The sequence below is a fragment of the Sphingomonas turrisvirgatae genome (assembly GCF_001721295.1).
Taxonomy (GTDB): domain Bacteria; phylum Pseudomonadota; class Alphaproteobacteria; order Sphingomonadales; family Sphingomonadaceae; genus Sphingomonas; species Sphingomonas turrisvirgatae.
This window is the reverse complement of the sequence record NZ_MDDS01000013.1, coordinates 138,585-157,780: the sequence shown is the minus strand read 5'-3', so window position 1 is coordinate 157,780 and position 19,196 is coordinate 138,585. Positions and strand designations below refer to the sequence as shown.

The following is a 19,196-nucleotide window of genomic DNA, read 5'->3' as shown; positions in this document are numbered from 1 at the left end:
CTGGCGCAGCGGGGGAACACCGCCTATTCGAAAGCGGTTCGAAGCGCAGCTTTCGCGCATTTTCCCGGAGGAACCATCCTTGCGTCCAGCTCTGCCGCTCGCCCTTGTCGTGTCGCTTCTCCTGGCGAATCCCGCGCTTGCCGATGCCCTGGTCGAGAATGTCGACGGGATGACGCTGGACGAGCGCGGCGAGATCGTTCGTTTCAACGGCATCGTCGTCTCGCCGGACGGCAAGGTGGTGAAGCTGCTCAAGCGCGGCGACAAACGGCCCGAGCGGCTCGACTGGCGCGAGGACATGAAGGGCCGCACCGTCATCCCCGGCATGGTCGACGCGCATGGGCATGTCATGGAGCTCGGCTTTCGGGCCATGGCACTCGACCTCTCCGCCACCACGTCGCTGGCACAGGCGCAGGAGGCGATCCGCCGCTATGCGCTCGACAATACGCAGCGCTCGTGGCTGGTCGGCGGCGGCTGGAACCAGGAGATGTGGCAGCTCGGCCGCTTCCCGACAGCCGCTGAACTGGATGCCGCGACGGGGGACAAGCCGGCCTGGTTCACGCGCGCCGACGGCCATGCCGGCTGGGCGAACAGCGCGGCGATGCGCATCGCCGGCATCACCGCGGCAACCAAGTCCCCGGCCGGTGGGCGGATCGAGATGGTGGCGGGCAAGCCCGGCGGCGTGTTCGTCGATGCCGCAATGGCGCTGATCGAGAAGGTGCTGCCCAGGCCGACCCCGCGCGACCGCAACGCCGCCTTCATCAAGGCGCAGGACATCCTGCTAAGCAACGGTGTCACGGCCAGCGCCGATATGGGCACCAGTCTCGACGACTGGATGACCTATCGCCGCATGGGCGACCTCGGCATCCTGCGCATGCGCATCATGAGCTATTCGGCCGGCGTCGATGTCGCGCTTCAGGTGGGCGGCAGCGGCCCGACGCCCTGGCTCTACAACGACAAGCTGCGAATGGGCGGGATCAAGCTCTATCTAGACGGCGCGCTCGGCTCGCGCGGCGCGTGGCTGAAGGCACCCTATGCCGATGCGACCGCCAACACGGGCCTGCCGTTCCTGACCGACGCGCAACTGCTCAACTCGATCGCACGCGGCGCGATGGACGATTTCCAGCTGGCGCTGCACGCGATCGGCGACCGCGCCAACAAACAGGCGCTCGATGCGATCGAGGAAGTATCCGACACCTACAAGGGTGACCGGCGCTGGCGGATCGAGCATGCCCAGATCGTCGATCCCGCCGACTTGCTGCGCCTGGGCAAGCTCGGCGTGATCGCCTCGATGCAGCCGGTTCACCAGACCAGCGACCGCATGATGGCAGAAACGCGGCTGGGCCCGCAGCGCCTGGCGGGCGCCTACGCCTGGAAGTCCATGCTGGGAAGCCGCGCGAAACTGGTGTTCGGCTCGGACTTTCCGGTCGAAAGCCCCAATCCGTTCGTGGGCTGGGCGGCCGGTTTCACTCGACAGGATGCACAGGGGCAGCCGTTCGGCGGCTGGCGCCCGGAAGAGGCGGTCAGCCGCGAGCAGGCGTGGCGCGCCTTTACGGTGGATGCGGCCTATGCTGGCTTTGGCGAGAAGAAGTTCGGCCACCTCGCGCCCGGCATGCGCGCCGATTTCGTGGTGATCGATCGCGACCCGCTGCTCGCCTCGCCAGAGCAGCTGCGTCAGACTGTGGTGTTCGAAACCTGGGTCGGCGGCGAGCGCGTGTATCGGCGCGGGCAGGGGGCTGCGGCCGGCGCGCGGTAATGCGCGCAAAAGAAAAGGCCGCGGACCCATCGGATCCGCGGCCTTCACGCCCCCGCGTGTCTCTTTACGCGACTTCCGCCACCGGCGCCGTAACTTCCTCGGCGTCGCGCAGCACATAGCCGCGGCCCCACACCGTCTCGATATAATTCTCGCCATCGCACGCCATGCTCAATTTCTTGCGCAGCTTGCAGATGAAGACGTCGATGATCTTGAGTTCGGGCTCGTCCATCCCGCCATACAGGTGGTTGAGGAACATTTCCTTCGTCAGCGTCGTGCCCTTGCGCAGCGACAGCAGCTCGAGCATCGCATATTCCTTGCCCGTCAGGTGGACGCGCGCGCCATCGACCTCGACGGTCTTGGCGTCCAGGTTCACGGCGAGCTTGCCGGTGCGGATGACCGACTGCGAATGGCCCTTCGAACGGCGCACCACGGCGTGGATGCGGGCGACCAGTTCCTCACGATGGAAGGGCTTGGTCACATAATCGTCCGCGCCAAATCCGAACGAGCGCACCTTACTGTCCATCTCGTTGATGCCGGACAGGATCAGGACCGGGGTCTGCACCCGGGCGACGCGCACCTTCTTCAGCACGTCATAGCCGTGCATGTCGGGCAGGTTCAGGTCGAGCAGGATGATGTCGTAATCATACAGCTTGGCCAGATCGAGGCCTTCCTCGCCCAGATCGGTGGTGTAGACGTTGAAGCCCTCGGTCGTGAGCATGAGCTCGATCGCCTTGGCGGTCGTCGGCTCGTCTTCGATCAACAGCACGCGCATCGGCAGGTTCCCCTGTTGTCGCTTGGGCCCCCTATGACCCGCAACACGACTGATTCATTAACCTAAGCACATCTGAAGGCAAAAGGTTAATTTTGCACTAACCGGCCCGGATCCACGAGTCGCCCGCTCTAGCAGCAGTCATTTCGCTACGGCGTTGCTTGCGCGACACAGTTTCGCGACGCGCGCATGACGCCGATTTTTCGCATTTGCTAACGGCGCGCTGGCGTGGTTACTTCCTGCCGGTTCGATCTGGCGCGGCGGGGGCAAGCCGTTCGCGCAAGCGAGGCACAGGGGGCATCATGAAATTCAAGGCAGCGCTTTTTCTTTCCGCGTGCGCGATCGCGCATCCCGTCTTTGCGCAGGACGCGTCGGCACCTGCCACGCCGCCCGAAGCGGCGCAGGAGGAGCCGGGGCAGAGCATCCTCGTTACGGGTTCGCGCATCGTCCGCGACGGCTACGAGGCACCCACGCCGCTGACCGTGCTGAGCCGCGCGGAGATCGAGAACAGCTCGCCCACCAACAACGTTGCCGATTTCGTCAACCAGCTGCCACAGCTGGCCGGATCGACCAAGCCGGCCAATTCGCGCCTCAACCTGTCGAGCGGGCAGGCCGGCATCAATGCGTTGAACCTGCGCAACCTGGGTGAAACCCGCACGCTCATTCTGGTGAACGGCCGCCGCTCGGTCGGCTCGGCGGTCAACGGGGTCGTCGATATCAACACCATTCCGCAGGCGCTGATCGACCGGGTCGAGGTTTCGACCGGCGGCGCCTCGTCCGCTTATGGTTCGGACGCCGTCGCGGGCGTCGTCAACTTCATCCTCGACAACAAATATGAAGGGCTGCGCGTCACGGCCGATTCCGGTGTCACCGGCTATGGCGACGGCTTCAACTATTCGGGCAGCGTCGCCGCGGGCAAGTCGTTCGCCGGCGGTCGCGGCCATATCCTGCTCAGCGCCGAACTCGCGCATCAGGATGGCATCTTCAACGTCGACACCAACGATCGCAGATGGAACCATACGGGCTATGTCCGGGTCACCAACCCGGCATGGACCGCGGGCAGCACGACGCAGCCGCAATATCTGACCACGCGCCGCCCGATCGGCCAGGGCAACTCGGCGCCGGGCGGGCTGGTCACGGCGTCGGCCGGCACGACCACCAATGCGCTGCGCGGCCTGTATTTCGGACAGAATGGCGCGGTGAACGTGTTCGACTATGGCGCGCTGGCGCCTGCCGGCTTCAATCGCGTGAGCACGGTCGCCGCGCCCACGCTGATCGAGGGCGGATCGTGGCAGGTCAACGATACCGGCCGCCGTATCGGGTTGATGCCCAGGGACGATCGCTACGGCTTTTTCGGCCGGGTGAGCTTCGAGGTAGCAGAAGGCGTCGAGCTGTTCGGCGAGGCGTCGTACAATCGCCAGCGCATCTACTTCAACGCCGGTCCCAACCTGCAGACCGGCATCTCGCTCAATGCCACGGGCTGCGGCGCGGCGGCGACGGCGGCTGCGGCGCCGCTGACCTGCAACGCCTATCTCTACAACACGCTGGGCCCGGCTGCGCTCACCGGCGTGACATCCGTGACGGTCGCGACGAGCGGCGCGGACCTGCCGTTCCGCGCCGTCGATAATGAGCGCAGGGTGCAGCGGTACCTGATCGGTGCCGAGGGCACGTTCGAGGTGTTCGGCAAGGCGGCACGCTGGGACGTCTACGGCCAATATGGCCGCGCCGAGCTGCACGAGGAGTTGCAGAACATCCAGAACACCACCCGACTGGCCGCGGCGACCAATGCCGTCTTCGCGCCGGTCGGCAATCCGGGCGGGTACGCGGCCGGTTCGATCCAGTGTTCCATCAACGTCAACGCAAGCACGACCGACGACGATCCCAACTGCCGTCCCGTGAACCGGCTCGGCCTGGGCGTCACCGATCCGGCCGCAGTCGCCTATGCGTTCGGCAACCCGTATCGCGACGAGACGCTCGAACAGTTCCTGGCCGGTGTGAACCTGTCGGTCACGCCGTTCGCGACCTGGGCTGGCGACGTCAGCATCGCGGTTGGCGCCGAATATCGCAAGGAGCGGATCCGCGGGTTCGTGCCCGCCGAATTCCAGCCGATCGTCGCCAACAACGTCGTGACGAACCGGTGGTCGGTGGGCAATTATGTGCCGACCAATGGCGAGTATGACGTCAAGGAAGCGTATCTCGAAACGGTCATCCCGCTGGGCTTCGGGCTCGAGTTCAATGGCGCGGTTCGCGCGACCGACTATTCGGCGTCGGGCTATGTCACCACCTGGAAGGCCGGCGCCATCTGGGCGCCGATCGAGGACATCCGCGTGCGGGTCACCCGCTCGCGCGACATCCGGGCGCCGAACCTCGCCGACCTGTATCAGCTGGCGCAGAACACCGACTCCGTGACCAATCCGTTCGGCGCGGGTTCCGGCCCGAACGGCGGCAGCTATACCGCCACCGGCGTAGGCTATACCGGCACGACGCTCGGCAACCTGAACCTGGTGCCGGAACGCGCGGACTCCTGGAACATCGGCGCGGTGATTTCGCCCCGCTTCGTGCCCGGCCTGTCGGTCTCGGTCGACTATTTCCGGATCGAGCTGGACGACGCCATCGGCACCTACAGCGCGCAGCAGATCATCAACCGCTGCTTTGAGGGGCTGGCTGACTTCTGCGCGCAGATCCAGCAGGATCCCAACAACGCGACCCGTCTGCTGTTCACGACGCGGCCCTACAACTTCACGACCCAGCTCGTGCGTGGCATCGATTTCGAGGCTTCGTATCGCGTACCCGTCGGTGAGGACCGGGCCGTTTCGCTGCGTGGCGTAGCAACGCGCTATATCGACAATATCATCGATACCGGCATCACGGGCCAGGTGCCGGTCGATACGGTCGGCGCGAATGGCGGGCAGGCGAGCACCCCCACATGGATCTTCCGTGGCAGCCTGTCCTATGATTCGCCGGACTTCTCGGCCACGCTCGTCGGCCGTGGGGTGAGCTCGGGCAAATACGCTGCCAGCGGCATCGAATGCACCGGCACGTGCCCTGTCTCGACCACGCAGTTCCCGACGTACGACAACAACCGCGTGTCCGGCCTGTTCTATGCCGACTTGAACCTGACGCAGAAGATCAGGGTCGGTGAGTCCGAGGCGCAGTTCTTCGTCAACGTGACGAACCTGTTCAATCGCTGGCCGCTGCTTGTTCCGGAAACCGGGCTTGCCGCGAACAGCACCTATTCGGACATGCTGGGCCGGCAATTCCGCATCGGCGTCCGGTTCAACATGAACTGAGGCGGGGCGCGCGGCAGCAGCAGCTTCCGCGCGCCGACGCATGTGAAACAAAGCCCGCACGTCGGCCGTTCTTCCTGAAATTGAGAGGAGAAGGGCCGCGTGCGGGTATTTGTTGCTTCGGCTTTGGGGATTGCGGCGCTGGCCGGTTTGACGGCGGCTCAGGGCCAGGGGAACGTCGCTGCCGGGCAGCCTGCGGGTCAGAAACAGGCGGGGGCGACGGCCAAACCGGCACTCGATCGCGACGTGCTGCACGTTCAGGTGATCCTCGATCATCTCGGCTTCCCGCCGGGCATCCTCGACGGGCGCGAGGGGCAGTCGCTGACTGCGGCGCTGAAAGGCTATCAGATCGCGCGGCAGTTGCCGATAACTGGCAAGATTGACCAGCGCACCCTTGAGGCGCTGCACGAGCATCGCGCGGTGCGACCGACCAGGATCGTGCGGCTGACGCCTGAAATGCTCGCCGGACCATTCATCCGGCCTTGGCCTAAGGACCCGCAGGCGCAGGCCAAGCTCCCGACGATGGGCTATCGCTCGGCGATCGAGAAGCTGGCCGAGATGTTCCATACGACGCCACAGGTGCTGATCGAATTGAACAGCCCCGACACGCGCCTGGCTGCCGGCGTGCCGATCCAGGTGCCCGGCGTCACGCCGACGGGCGGCGCGTTTGAGGCGAGCGTCAAGCCGGATTGGCGCAAGACGCTGACCGACCTGAATGTCGGCGCCACGCAGCCCAAGGCGGCCCGGATCGTGGTCGACAAGTCGGACAAGGTGCTGCGCGTGTTCGGCAAGGACGGCAAGCTCGCCGCCCAGTTCAACGTGACGACCGGCAGTGCTAAGGACCCGCTTCCGATCGGCAGCTGGAAGATTCGCGGCGTCGCGCCCAATCCGGAATTCCACTATAATCCCAAGCTGTTCTGGGACGTTTCTGACAAGAAACCTGATGCGCTGCTGCCGCCCGGCCCGAACAGTCCGGTCGGCGTCGTGTGGATCGACCTGAGCAAGGAGCATTACGGCATCCACGGCACGCCCGAGCCGCACCAGATCGGCCGCAGTGAAAGCCATGGTTGCATCCGGCTCGCCAACTGGGACGCCGCACGGCTGGCGCTGATGGTAGATACCAGCACGGCGGTGGTCTTTCAGGAATGAGCATCCTGCGCATCGTCGGCTGGAGCGCGCTTGCGCTGGCGGCAGCAGCGATCGCATTCCTCGTCGCCACCGTGCGCGTGATCGAGCCGCAGCCGACCGCGCCGCCGGCCGCCGCCGTGCCGCCCGCCCAACGGACTTCCGGCGGCCTGATCGTGCCGGTCGAGGGGATCGACGTGCGCTCGCTGCGCAGCAACTGGGGCGAGGCGCGCGGCGGCGGCACCCGCTCGCACCAGGCGCTCGACATCATGGCGCCGGCCGGCGCGCCGGTCGTCGCGGCGCAGGACGGGGTGGTCGAGAAACTCTATTTTTCAAAGGGGGGCGGCGGCATCACCCTCTATCAACGCGCCGCCAGCGGCGACCTCATGCTCTACTATGCGCATCTTCGCGCCTATGCGGCCAATATGGTCGAGGGCAAGCGCGTGCGGGCTGGCGAACTGCTCGGCTATGTCGGCGACAGCGGCAATGCCGGCGCAGGCAATTATCACCTGCACTTCGCCGTCGCGCGGATGGGGCGGGGCGAGCGCTGGTGGCAGGGGACGCCGGTCGATCCCTATCCGCTGCTTGCGGGCGCGCGCCCAGGCCGCTAGTAGCCGGCGTTGTTGGACCTTTGGGGATCACCCCGACGGTCTAGGTTCTTTCTCAGCACTGTAGGCGATCCCCATGAAGATCAGCGGCGTGGACATCCGTCCCGGCAACATCATCGAATATGAAAACGGCATCTGGCGCGCGGTAAAGATCCAGCACACCCAGCCGGGCAAGGGCGGCGCCTACATGCAGGTCGAGCTCAAGAACCTGCGCGATGGCCGCAAGAACAACGTCCGCTTCCGCTCGGCCGAGACGGTAGAGCGCGTGCGGCTCGATACCAAGGATTTCCAGTTTCTGTACCCGGAAGGCGACGCGCTCGTCTTCATGGACAAGGAAAGCTACGAACAGACCACGCTGCCGCGCGACCTGCTGGGCGACGCTGCCGCATTCCTGCAGGACGGCATGGACGTGGTGATGGAGCTGTACGAGGACGAAGCGATCAGCGTCCAGCTGCCCGACACGATCGAAGCGACGATCGTCGAGGCCGATGCGGTGGTGAAGGGGCAGACCGCCTCGTCGAGCTACAAGCCCGCAATTCTCGACAATGGCGTGCGCATCATGGTGCCGCCGCACATCGCCAGCGGCACGCGCATCGTCGTCGATGTTTACGAGCAGACCTACGTCCGCCGCGCGGATTAATTAGCCCTCTCCCTCTGGGAGAGGGTGGGGTGAGGGGGGCTTGAAACCATCCTCGCCCTCACCCTCCCATCGCTGGCGCGATGGGCCCCTCCCTCTCCCGATAGGAGAGGGGTATTGGAGCTAACATGGTTTCCCATTCCGGCCTCATCACCGTCATGGAACGCGCCGCGCGCAAGGCGGGGCCGCGGCTACGGCGTGACTTCAACGAAGTTCAGCACCTTCAGGTCAGCCGCAAGGGGCCGGCCGACTTCGTGTCGATCGCCGACAAGCGCGCCGAGGACACGTTGATCGAGGAGCTGCAGAAGGCGCGGCCAGACTGGGGCTTCCTGGTCGAGGAGCGTGGCGAGATCAAAGGTGATCCCAACAAGCCGCGCTGGATCATCGATCCGCTCGATGGCACCAGCAACTTCCTCCACGGCATCCCGCATTTCTGCATGTCGATCGCGGTCGAGGATCCGTTCGGTAGCCAGGGCAAGCCCGAGATCACGCACGGCTATATCTATCAGCCAGTGACGGACGAGAGCTTCTGGGCCGAAAAGGGCCGGGGCGCCTGGCTGCAGGATCAGCGGCTGCGCGTCTCGGCGCGCAGGGACCTGGCCGACGCGCTGATCGCGACGGGCATCCCGTTTCTCGGCCATGGCAATTTCGCCGAATGGAGCCGCATCTTTGGTGCGATCGCGCCCGAAGTCGCGGGCATCCGCCGCTTCGGCTCGGCCGCGCTCGATCTCGCCTGGGTCGCGGCCGGCCGCTATGACGGCTTCTGGGAAAGCGATCTGAAGCCCTGGGACATCGCCGCGGGGCTGCTGATCGTCAAGGAAGCCGGCGGCTTCGCGACCGACTATCGCGGCACCGAGGTCAACATCGCCAAGGGCCAGGTGCTGGCCGCGAACGACGGCCTGCACTCCAAGCTGCACAAGCTCCTAGCGGGATCGCTGCGCAACGCCTGATCGATCCGCCCGGCACGGGACGGTGGCACCGAGCGGCGGGCAACATCCTGCGCGGCGGCTTGCCCGCCGCCCGCTGCGCAGGCGCCCTCCTTCCGATTGCGGGAGGGTAGTTGCGAATGATTCTCAAGGGTTTCCGCCCTTGTCCCGCACCCCCCATCGGCCTAAAGCGGCGCCAAGTTTCCGCAACTGCGAGAGCCATGTTGGTCGACCTGTCGCAATATCTGCCGATCCTCCTGTTCCTGGGGGTGGCGCTGGTGCTTTCGAGTGCCTTTGTTTTCCTGCCCATGGTCGCGGCCCGCTTCACCGGCGCGCACCAGCCGACGCCGGAAAAGCTGACTGAATATGAGTGCGGTTTCCCCGCGTTCCAGGACAGCCGCAGCCAGTTCGACGTGCGCTTCTATCTCGTTGCGATCCTCTTCATCATCTTCGATCTCGAAGCGGCGTTCCTTTATCCCTGGGCGGTCACGGTGTTCGACCTGGGTTGGGCGGCGTGGATCAGCATGATGATCTTCATCGGCGAACTCGCGCTCGGCCTGGCTTATGCCTGGAAGGTCGGGGCGCTGGAGTGGGAATGAGCCAAGTGAACCAGACCTCCCCGATCCTCAACGCGCAAGGCCAGCCCATGGCGGGCCAGCCGGTGGTGCAGCCCGAGCAGGGCTTTTTCAACGACCTCAATGGCGAGCTGAACGACAAGGGCTTCCTGGTCACCTCGACCGAGGAGTTGTTCCAGTGGGCGCGCACCGGCTCCTTGTGGTGGATGACCTTCGGCCTCGCCTGCTGCGCGGTCGAGATGATCCACGTCAACATGCCGCGCTACGACATGGAGCGGTTCGGCGCCGCCCCGCGCGCCTCTCCGCGTCAAAGCGACGTGATGATTGTCGCTGGCACGCTGTGCAACAAGATGGCTCCGGCGCTCCGCCGCGTCTACGATCAGATGAGCGAGCCCAAATACGTCATCTCGATGGGCAGCTGCGCCAATGGCGGCGGCTATTACCACTATAGCTACAGCGTCGTGCGCGGATGTGACCGGATCGTGCCGGTCGACATTTATGTCCCCGGCTGCCCCCCGACGGCCGAGGCGCTGCTCTATGGCGTGATGCAGCTTCAGCGGAAGATCCGCCGCATCGGCACGGTGACGCGGTGAGGGCGCCGGCTCCCCGCTACGCCGCGAATGACGGCGTGATCGCGGCCGCGCAGGCGGCGCTGGGCGACATGCTGATCGAGGCGACCGACCTGGTCGGTGAGGTCAATCTGACGGTCCAGCGCGATCGGCTTCTCGACGCGATGGTCGCGCTGCGCGACGGCGCCGGTCTGGAATATCAGGCGCTGATGGAAATCGCCGGCGTCGATTACCCGGCGCGGGCCGAGCGGTTCGACGTCTGCTACATGCTACTCAGCTATACCCGCAATCACCGCATCCGCGTGCGCGTGACGACGAACGAGGTCCAGCCGGTGCCGTCGGTAACCGGTATCTGGCCGGTCGCCGGCTGGCTCGAGCGCGAGGTGTACGACATGTACGGCGTGCTGTTCGAAGGCAATTCGGACCTGCGCCGTATCCTGACCGACTATGGGTTCCGCGGGCATCCGCAGCGCAAGGACTTCCCGCTCTCCGGGTTCGTCGAACTGCGCTATTCGGAAGAAGCCAAGCGCGTGGTCTATGAACCAGTGAGCCTCGCTCAGGATTTCCGCAACTTCGACTTCATGAGCCCGTGGGAAGGCGCGCAATATGTGCTGCCGGGCGACGAGAAGGTGGCAGGCCCCGGCCCCGGCGACACGCCGCAGGGCAAGGCGCCGCCGTCTCCGCCGCCGGCCCCTGCTGCAGCGCCCGCCGTGCCGCAGGCCAAGGGCGCGCCTTCGCCGGTGAGCGCCGACGAGGTGCAGAAGGCGGGCGACAAGGCCAAGAAAACCGCCAAGCCGCGCGCGAAGACTGCCAAGACGACGGATTCGACCGCCCAGACCGGCGCGGGCGAGCCGACGCCGGGCAACAAGCGCAAGAGCAAGCCCAAAAACCCTGATGTCGTGCCCACCAAGGGCAAGGGGCAAAACCAGTGAACGATACCGTCGATCAGCTGATGCACGGCCATGTTCCCGACGGCTCGGTCGCGGACAATGTCGAGATCGCGAACTACACGATCAACTTCGGGCCGCAGCACCCGGCGGCGCACGGCGTGCTGCGCCTCGTCACCGAACTGGACGGCGAGATCATCGAGCGGATCGATCCGCATGTCGGTCTGCTGCACCGCGGGACCGAAAAGCTGATCGAGTACAAGACGTACAATCAGGCGATCCCCTATTTCGACCGGCTCGATTACTGCTCGCCGATGGCGATGGAGCACAGCTTCGTGCTCGCGATCGAGAAACTGCTCGACCTCGAAGTGCCGCTTCGCGCGCAGTATCTCCGCGTGTTCTTCGCCGAGCTGACGCGCATCAAGAATCACATGCTCAACCTGGGTTCGCACGTCATGGACGTCGGCGCGATGACGCCGAACCTGTGGATGTTCGAGCTGCGCGAAGACTGCATGAACTTCTATGAGCGCGCGTCGGGCGCGCGCATGCACGCCAATTACTTCCGCGTCGGCGGGGTGCATGAAGACGTGCCGCTCAAGCTCCTGGCCGACATCGCCGACTGGCTCGACACGCGTCTGCCGCGGCTGTTCGGCGATGCGATCAGCCTGGTCGCGGAAAACCGCATCTTCAAGCAGCGCAACGTCGACATCGCCGTCGTGGGCCGCGACGATGCGATCAAATGGGGCTTTTCCGGCCCGATGATCCGCGCCGCCGGCATTCCCTGGGACATCCGCAAGTCCCAGCCCTATGACGTCTATGACCGCATGGAGTTCGACGTGCCGGTCGGCACGCGCGGCGACTGCTACGATCGCTTCATGGTCCGCGTCGAGGAAGTCTATCAATCCGCGCGCATCATGAAACAGTGCCTGGCCGAAATGCCGGACGGCCCGGTGATGACGCTCGATCGCAAGGTCGGCCCGCCCAAGCGCGCCGAGATGAAGCAGTCGATGGAAGCGCTCATCCATCACTTCAAGCTGTATACCGAAGGCTTCCACGTTCCGGCCGGCGAAGTCTACGTCGCGACCGAAAGCCCCAAGGGCGAACTCGGCGTCTATCTGATCAGCGACGGGTCGAACAAACCCTATCGCTGCAAGATCCGCCCGACCGCATTCAGCCATTTGCAGGCGTTCGACTTCATGGCCAAGGGGCACATGCTGGCGGACATCACCGCGATCCTGGGCGCCATGGATATCGTGTTCGGGGAGTGCGACCGGTGAGCCAGCGTCTTGCCACCGCGCATGAAATGATCGCCCGCTACAACGCGCAGGACGCTGACGGCTATGTCGAGCTGATGACCCACGATGCCTGCGAAGCGGGCTATCGCGGCGCCGTGCTGCGCGAGGGCAGGGAAGGGGTGCGTTCGGGTCTTCAGGCCATGTTCGCGCAATTCCCACAGAACCACGCCGACATCCTCACCAGCTATGAACTGGGCGAGACGGTGGTGCTTCTCGAAAAGGTCAGCCGCGCGCCCGATGGCGAGCAGTTCGACGTTATGTCCATCTATTCCTTCAGCGGCGACAAGGTGAGCCGCGTGGAGTTCATCCGCTAATGGCCGACGCAAACGCAATCGAAGACACGCCGGAAATCCGGGCGCGCTGGGGTAATTTCGCCTGGTCGGCGGAAAATGCCGCCAAGGCTGCGACGATCCGTGCGCGCTATCCTGCCGGCAGGCAGATGAGCTGCACCATCCCCTATCTCGATCTGGCGCAGCGTCAGGTGGGGGCCGAAACCAATACGCAGGGCTGGCTGCCGATCCCGGTGATCGAGTTCGTCGCGCGTGAGCTCGACATGGCGGTGATCCGCGTGCTGGAGGTCGCGACCTTCTACACGATGTTCAACCTGCATCCGGTCGGCAAGTACCACGTCCAGGTGTGCGGCACGACGCCGTGTTGGCTGCGCGGGTCGGACGACGTGTTCGCGGCGTGCAAGAACCGCGGCATGACCAAGGGCAAGACCACGCCCGACGGCCTGTTCACGCTGACCGAAGTCGAATGCATGGGCAATTGCGCGTCGGCGCCGATGGTCCAGATCAACGACGACAATTACGAAGACCTGGATTACGACCGCACCGTCGCGATCCTCGATGCGCTGGCCAATGGGCAGACGCCCAGGGCGGGAACGCAGGAGCCGGGCCGGCACACGGTCGAGCCGCTGGGCGGGCCCACGACGCTCAAGGAAATGGTCTCGGCCAATCACGATTACAGGAGCGAATGGTGAGCAAGAACACCATCGTAACGATCCTTGCGATCATCGGCGGCATCGTCGTGCTCGGCTGGGTGCTGAAGCTCGCGGCCAAGCTGTTCTTCCCGCTGCTGCTGGTCGGCATCGGCGTCGCGATCTACCTCGCGGTCAAGGACAACAAGCGTATCGGAGGTCCGAAGTGAACACGGCAGCCTGGCTCGGCATATTCTGCGCGATGACGGGTGCGATGATCGCGATCTGGGCCGGCACGCGCGCGAAGAAGGGCAGCAAATAATGCTGGCCGACAAGGATCGCATCTTCACCAATCTCTACGGTTATCAGCCGTGGAACCTCGACGCTGCGATTCTGCGCGGCGCGTGGGACAATACCAAGGCGCTGCTGGCGCTCGGCCCGGATACGATCATCGATCGGATCAAGGCATCGGGCCTGCGCGGTCGCGGCGGGGCGGGCTTCCCAACCGGCATGAAATGGTCGTTCATGCCCAAGAACCCGACGTCCGAGCGGCCGAGCTTCCTGGTCATCAACGCGGACGAATCCGAACCGGGCTCGTGCAAGGACCGCGAGATCATCCGCCACGATCCGCATTTGTTGCTGGAAGGCGCGCTGGTCGCCGGCTTCGCCATGCGCGCACGCGCGGCGTATATCTATATTCGCGGCGAATATATCCGCGAGGCGCAGACGCTGTTCGCGGCGATCGAGGAAGCATACGCCAAGGGTCTGCTGGGCAAGAATGCCTGTGGCTCGGGCTATGACTTCGACGTGTTCTGTCATCGCGGCGCCGGCGCCTATATCTGCGGCGAAGAAACCGCGATGATCGAAAGCCTTGAGGGCAAGAAGGGTCAGCCGCGCCTCAAGCCGCCCTTCCCGGCAGGCGCGGGCCTCTATGGCTGCCCGACCACGGTCAACAATGTCGAGAGCATCGCGGTCGCGCCGACGATCCTGCGCCGCTCGCCCGAATGGTTCGCCAGCTTCGGCAACGAGAACAACAAGGGCACCAAGCTCTTCCAGATCAGCGGCCATGTCGAAAAGCCGTGCGTGGTCGAGGAGAGCATGTCGATCCCGTTCCGCGAGCTGATCGAGAAGCATTGCGGCGGCATTCGCGGCGGCTGGGACAATCTGGTCGCGGTGATCCCGGGCGGCTCGTCGGTGCCGCTGGTCCCGGCCGAGCAGATCATGGACTGCCCGATGGATTTCGACGGGCTTCGGGCCGTCGGATCGGGCCTCGGCACCGCGGCGGTCATCGTGATGGATAAGTCGACCGACATCGTCCAGGCGATCAGCCGCATCTCCTACTTCTACAAGCATGAGAGCTGCGGCCAGTGCACCCCATGCCGCGAGGGTACCGGCTGGATGTGGCGCGTGATGGAGCGGCTGCGCACCGGCGACGCGGACATCAGCGAGATTGACACGCTCTACAACGTGACCAAGCAGGTCGAGGGGCACACCATCTGCGCGCTCGGCGACGCGGCGGCTTGGCCGATCCAGGGCCTCATCAAGCATTTCCGTCCCGAGATCGAGCGGCGGATCGTCGAGAAGCAGGGCGGGGGCCTCGCCCCGATGCAGGAGGCGGCGGAATGATCCTTGCCGCGCTATCCTTGATGCTGGCAGCGCAGCAGACGACGCCCCAGCCGCCGCTTCAGTCCGGCCTGCCGCCTGCGCCGTGGCGCGAGATGCCCGGCACGCCGGACGAGCCGGAGGGTGAAGGCCGCGCCCCTACCTGGGCGTACCGATCGGCGACCTGCGTGGTGAAGAACAGCGGCGACAAGGTGGCGACGGCACTCGCAAAGGACTTCCGCTCGCCCGATTATCAGCGGTCGTTCGCCACCATCTTCCAGAATAATGGCGGCTGCTTCGGCACGCGGGGTCGTTTGCCCCGCCCGTCGCTGGTGTTGACCGGCGCGCTGGCCGAACGGCTGCTGATGCGCGACGCGGCGCCGCTCAATGCCCGTCTGGCGCGTGCGGCGACGGGACCGGCGGTCGTGGGTCAGTCGCTCGGCGATGCGGCCGCGACCTGCACCGTACGCTCGATACCCGACGATGTCGCGGCGTGGCTGGCGACCGAGCCGATGAGCCCGGACGCAATCGCCCGTTCGCAGCCGGTGCAGATGGTGTTCGACCGCTGCGCCAAGAACGATCCGAACGTGAAATTCACCGGCAACCGACTGCGCGCGCTGGTCGCGCTTGCCGCATGGCGCAGTCTCAGCCCGGCCGCGGCCCCAGCGAGTAAGTAGAAGATGCCGAAGGTTACCGTAGACGGGATCGAAGTCGAAGTTCCGCAGGGCGCCACCGTGCTCCAGGCGTGCGAGGCCGCGGGCAAGGAAATCCCGCGCTTCTGCTATCACGAGCGGCTGTCGATCGCCGGCAATTGCCGCATGTGCCTGGTCGAGGTGAAGCCCGGGCCGCCCAAGCCGCAGGCGTCGTGCGCGCTGCCGGCCGCCGACAATCAGGAAATCCGCACCGACAGCGCGATGGTGAAGGCCGCGCGCGAAGGCGTGATGGAATTCCTGCTGATCAACCACCCGCTCGATTGCCCGATCTGCGACCAGGGCGGCGAGTGCGACCTGCAGGACCAGTCCATCGCGTACGGGCGGGGCCACTCGCGCTACACCGAGAACAAGCGCGCGGTGACCGAGAAATATATGGGTCCCATCGTCAAGACGGTGATGACCCGCTGCATCCAGCGCACCCGCTGCGTGCGCTTTGCCGAGGAAGTGGCCGGCGTCGAGGAAATCGGCGCGCTCTATCGCGGCGAGAACATGCAGATCACGTCCTACCTCGAACAGGCGGTGACGAGCGAGCTGTCGGGCAATGTCGTCGACCTCTGCCCGGTCGGCGCGCTGACCAGCAAGCCCTATGCGTTCGAGGCGCGGCCGTGGGAACTCACCAAGACGCTGGCGATCGACGTGATGGACGCGGTTGGCACCAACATCCGCATCGACCGGCGCGGTCGCGCGGTGCTGCGCGTACTGCCTCGCATCAACGAGGACGTGAACGAGGAATGGGCGCACGACAAGACGCGCCACCATGTCGACGGCCTGTCGCGCCGCCGGCTCGACAAACCCTATGTCCGTCGCGACGGAAAGCTTGTTGAAGCGACGTGGGACGAGGCGTTCGCCGCCATCGCGACCGCCGCGAACGGGGCCGGGGACAGGGTCGCCGCGATCCATGGCGACCTGCTCGATTGCGAGACGATCTTCGCCGCGAAGACGCTGGTCCAGTCGTTCGGCTCGAACCTGCTCGAAGGCCGTCAGACCGGCATGGCCTATGATGCGACCAGCCTAGGCGCGGTGAATTTCAACACCACCATCGCGGGTGTCGAGGAGGCGGACGTCGTGCTGCTGGTCGGCACCAACCTGCGTTGGGAAGCACCGTTGGTGAACACCCGCGTGCGCAAGGCGATCAAGCGCGGCGCAAAGGTCTTCGCGATTGGTCCGGAAGTCGACCTCACCTACAAGGCAACGTGGCTCGGCAACGATCTGGGCCTGCTCGGCAAGCTGCCCAAGGCGGCGGCCGATGCGTTCAAGAATGCCAAGCGTCCGATGGTGATCGTCGGCGGCGCGGCGCTCCAGAACGGGCATGGCGCGGCCCTCGCGCTGGCCAAGAAGCTGAACCTGGTGCGGACGCTCGATACCGGTGCGGTGTGGAACGGCTTCAACGTGCTGCACATGGCGGCCAGCCGGATGGGCGGGCTGATGCTGGGCTTCGTCTCGAAGGGCGGCATTGCCGACATCGTCGCGGCCGGGTCGAAGCTGACCTTCTTCCTGGGCGCGGACGAGGTGGATTTCTCGAAGTTCGCCAACAGCTTCAACGTCTATATCGGCCATCACGGCGACAAGGGCGCGCATGCGGCGGACGTGATCCTGTCGGGCGCGAGCTATGCCGAAAAGGCCGGCACCTACGTCAACCTGGAAGGCCGCGTGCAGCGCGGCGACAAGGCGTCGTTCCCGCCGGGCGACGCGCGTGAGGACTGGACGATCCTGCGCGCACTGTCCGAACGGCTGGGCAAGACGCTGCCGTTCGACACGTTCGAGCAATTGCGCGCGGCGATGTTCGCCGACACGCCCGCGCTGGCCGAGGAAGGTCTGGCAAGCTTCGAATGGAACCCGCCGGCGCTGGACGCAAAGGGTGAGGGCGAAGTGGCCTATCCGATCGCCGATTTCTATCTCACCAACGCCATCTGCCGTGCATCGCCCACCATGCAGCGCTGCTCGGCCGAACTGATCCATGGCCAGGATTTCGCGGAGGCCGCAGAGTGACCGCCTTTTTCCAGTCCTGGGGCATGGCCTACGAATGGGCGTGGTTCACCGCCACCATCGTCGGCATCCTCGTGATCGCACTGCCGCTGATGCTGGCAGTGGCGATGATCATCTATGCCGATCGCAAGATCTGGGCGGCGATGGCGCTGCGCCGCGGGCCGAACGTGGTCGGCCCACTCGGCCTGCTCCAGTCGTTCGCCGACGGGCTCAAGGTCTTCCTTCAGGAAACGATCATCCCGTCGAGCGCGAACAAGGGCCTGTTCCTGATCGCGCCGATCATCACCTTCACCGTCGCGCTGATCGTGTGGGCGGTGGTGCCGTTCGATGTCGGCGTGGTGCTGTCGGACATCAATGTCGGGCTGCTCTACATCCTCGCCGCGTCCTCGCTCGGTGTCTACGGCATCATCCTCGCCGGCTGGGCGTCGAACTCCAAATATCCCTTCTACTCCGCGATCCGCGCCGCGGCACAGATGGTGAGCTATGAAGTCTCGATCGGCTTCGTCATCATCGCCGTCGTGCTGTGGGCCGGCACGTTCAACCTCAGCGGCATTGTCGAGGGGCAGCGCGGGCACATTTTGGGGCTGGTCAACGGCTATGGCTTCAACCCGCTGCTGTTCCCGATGGCGGTGGTGTTCCTGATCTCGTCGCTCGCCGAAACCGCGCGCGCACCGTTCGATCTGACCGAGGCGGAAAGCGAACTCGTCGCCGGTTACCAGACCGAATATTCGTCGATGAGCTTCGCGCTCTACTGGCTTGGCGAATATGCCAACGTCATCCTGATGTGCACGCTCAACGCGACGCTGTTCTGGGGCGGTTATCTGCCGCCGCTCAACATCGACCTGATCCCATGGTTCGACATTCCGGGCATCGTCTGGCTGTTCGCGAAGATCCTGTTCTTCTTCTTCGTGTTCAGCTGGGTGAAGGCGACGGTACCGCGCTATCGCTATGACCAGCTGATGCGGCTGGGCTGGAAGATCTTCCTGCCGCTGTCGCTGACCTTCGTATTCCTTATTTCCGGGTATCTCATGTTGACCCGTGTCGGAGTTGCCGCATGAGCGTCGCTCAACTCGTTCGTTCGTTCACCCTTTGGGAGTTCGTGAAGGCGCACGCCCTTACGCTGAAGTATTTCTTCAAGCCCAAGGCGACGATCAACTACCCTTACGAGAAGAACCCGATCTCGCCGCGCTTCCGTGGCGAACATGCCTTGCGCCGTTATCCCAATGGCGAAGAGCGCTGCATCGCGTGCAAGCTGTGCGAGGCGATCTGCCCCGCGCTGGCGATCACGATCGAGGCCGAACCGCGCGACGACGGCAGCCGCCGCACGACGCGCTACGACATCGACATGACCAAGTGCATCTATTGTGGCCTGTGCCAGGAAGCGTGCCCGGTCGATGCGATCGTCGAGGGGCCGAACTTCGAATTCTCGACCGAAACCCGCGAAGAGCTGATCTATCACAAGGACAAGCTGCTCGCGAACGGTGACCGCTGGGAGCGCGCAATCGCCGCGAACCTTGCCGCCGATGCACCGTACCGTTAAGCGCC

19 protein-coding genes are annotated in these 19,196 nt (G+C 65.1%); 18 read left to right on the top strand and 1 reads right to left on the bottom strand.

What is annotated here, in order from left to right; translation table 11 throughout:
* Window positions 1-79: 79 nt before the first annotated feature.
* Window positions 80-1,753, top strand: coding sequence for an amidohydrolase (locus BFL28_RS06075; protein ID WP_069319699.1), 1,674 nt, complete (start codon window positions 80-82; stop codon window positions 1,751-1,753).
* A 64-nt stretch (window positions 1,754-1,817) separates the two neighbouring features.
* On the opposite strand, the gene ctrA is transcribed toward BFL28_RS06075, so the two are convergent.
* Window positions 1,818-2,525: a response regulator transcription factor CtrA gene (gene ctrA, locus BFL28_RS06070; RefSeq protein ID WP_069319698.1), complete on the bottom strand. Its 708-nt coding sequence runs from the start codon at window positions 2,523-2,525 to the stop codon at window positions 1,818-1,820.
* A 299-nt stretch (window positions 2,526-2,824) separates the two neighbouring features.
* Here ctrA and BFL28_RS06065 point away from each other — a divergent pair, with 299 nt between their 5' ends.
* The 17 genes from BFL28_RS06065 (at window position 2,825) to nuoI (ending at window position 19,191) form a co-directional block, all read left to right on the top strand.
* The gene (locus BFL28_RS06065) at window positions 2,825-5,812 is read left to right on the top strand and encodes a TonB-dependent receptor plug domain-containing protein (protein WP_069319697.1); all 2,988 of its coding nucleotides are present in this window, start codon (window positions 2,825-2,827) and stop codon (window positions 5,810-5,812) included.
* Window positions 5,813-5,911: 99 nt separating this feature from the next.
* Complete coding sequence (locus tag BFL28_RS06060) at window positions 5,912-6,958, top strand: L,D-transpeptidase family protein (RefSeq protein ID WP_338152240.1); 1,047 nt, start codon at window positions 5,912-5,914, stop codon at window positions 6,956-6,958.
* Window positions 6,955-7,545 (top strand): M23 family metallopeptidase, encoded by a 591-nt coding sequence (locus tag BFL28_RS06055; protein ID WP_069319696.1) that lies wholly within the window; start codon window positions 6,955-6,957, stop codon window positions 7,543-7,545. The genes BFL28_RS06060 and BFL28_RS06055 overlap by 4 nt, the downstream gene beginning before the upstream one ends.
* Window positions 7,546-7,618: 73 nt before the next feature.
* On the top strand, window positions 7,619-8,182 hold the full coding sequence (efp, locus tag BFL28_RS06050; protein WP_069319695.1) for an elongation factor P: 564 nt from the start codon (window positions 7,619-7,621) through the stop codon (window positions 8,180-8,182).
* 125 nt (window positions 8,183-8,307) lie between these two features.
* On the top strand, window positions 8,308-9,129 hold the full coding sequence (locus BFL28_RS06045) for an inositol monophosphatase family protein (protein ID WP_069319694.1): 822 nt from the start codon (window positions 8,308-8,310) through the stop codon (window positions 9,127-9,129).
* Between the two features lie 200 nt (window positions 9,130-9,329).
* Window positions 9,330-9,704, top strand: a complete 375-nt coding sequence (ndhC, locus tag BFL28_RS06040; protein WP_069319829.1) for an NADH-quinone oxidoreductase subunit A — start codon at window positions 9,330-9,332, stop codon at window positions 9,702-9,704.
* A gap of 47 nt (window positions 9,705-9,751) precedes the next feature.
* Window positions 9,752-10,273: a NuoB/complex I 20 kDa subunit family protein gene (locus BFL28_RS06035; protein WP_069319830.1), complete on the top strand. Its 522-nt coding sequence runs from the start codon at window positions 9,752-9,754 to the stop codon at window positions 10,271-10,273.
* A complete protein-coding gene (locus tag BFL28_RS06030; RefSeq protein WP_069319693.1) occupies window positions 10,270-11,181 on the top strand; it encodes an NADH-quinone oxidoreductase subunit C in 912 nt (303 codons plus the stop codon). The genes BFL28_RS06035 and BFL28_RS06030 overlap by 4 nt, the downstream gene beginning before the upstream one ends.
* A 20-nt stretch (window positions 11,182-11,201) precedes the next feature.
* The gene (locus BFL28_RS06025) at window positions 11,202-12,413 is read left to right on the top strand and encodes an NADH-quinone oxidoreductase subunit D (protein ID WP_420911755.1); all 1,212 of its coding nucleotides are present in this window, start codon (window positions 11,202-11,204) and stop codon (window positions 12,411-12,413) included.
* A gap of 26 nt (window positions 12,414-12,439) precedes the next feature.
* Complete coding sequence (locus BFL28_RS06020; RefSeq protein WP_069319831.1) at window positions 12,440-12,745, top strand: nuclear transport factor 2 family protein; 306 nt, start codon at window positions 12,440-12,442, stop codon at window positions 12,743-12,745.
* Window positions 12,745-13,413, top strand: a complete 669-nt coding sequence (locus BFL28_RS06015) for a complex I 24 kDa subunit family protein (protein ID WP_069319691.1) — start codon at window positions 12,745-12,747, stop codon at window positions 13,411-13,413. Before BFL28_RS06020 ends, BFL28_RS06015 begins: the two co-directional genes overlap by 1 nt.
* Window positions 13,410-13,580 carry a hypothetical protein gene (locus tag BFL28_RS20865; RefSeq protein WP_158011625.1) on the top strand — a complete coding sequence of 57 codons (171 nt, stop codon included), beginning with the start codon at window positions 13,410-13,412 and terminating at the stop codon, window positions 13,578-13,580. The genes BFL28_RS06015 and BFL28_RS20865 overlap by 4 nt, the downstream gene beginning before the upstream one ends.
* 91 nt (window positions 13,581-13,671) lie before the next feature.
* Window positions 13,672-14,976 (top strand): NADH-quinone oxidoreductase subunit NuoF, encoded by a 1,305-nt coding sequence (gene nuoF, locus BFL28_RS06010; protein ID WP_069319690.1) that lies wholly within the window; start codon window positions 13,672-13,674, stop codon window positions 14,974-14,976.
* Window positions 14,973-15,629 carry a hypothetical protein gene (locus BFL28_RS06005; protein WP_069319689.1) on the top strand — a complete coding sequence of 219 codons (657 nt, stop codon included), beginning with the start codon at window positions 14,973-14,975 and terminating at the stop codon, window positions 15,627-15,629. The genes nuoF and BFL28_RS06005 overlap by 4 nt, the downstream gene beginning before the upstream one ends.
* A 3-nt stretch (window positions 15,630-15,632) precedes the next feature.
* Window positions 15,633-17,654, top strand: a complete 2,022-nt coding sequence (gene nuoG, locus BFL28_RS06000) for an NADH-quinone oxidoreductase subunit NuoG (RefSeq protein ID WP_069319688.1) — start codon at window positions 15,633-15,635, stop codon at window positions 17,652-17,654.
* The gene (nuoH, locus tag BFL28_RS05995; protein ID WP_069319687.1) at window positions 17,651-18,709 is read left to right on the top strand and encodes an NADH-quinone oxidoreductase subunit NuoH; all 1,059 of its coding nucleotides are present in this window, start codon (window positions 17,651-17,653) and stop codon (window positions 18,707-18,709) included. The genes nuoG and nuoH overlap by 4 nt, the downstream gene beginning before the upstream one ends.
* The gene (gene nuoI, locus BFL28_RS05990) at window positions 18,706-19,191 is read left to right on the top strand and encodes an NADH-quinone oxidoreductase subunit NuoI (protein WP_069319686.1); all 486 of its coding nucleotides are present in this window, start codon (window positions 18,706-18,708) and stop codon (window positions 19,189-19,191) included. Before nuoH ends, nuoI begins: the two co-directional genes overlap by 4 nt.
* Window positions 19,192-19,196 lie beyond the last annotated feature (5 nt).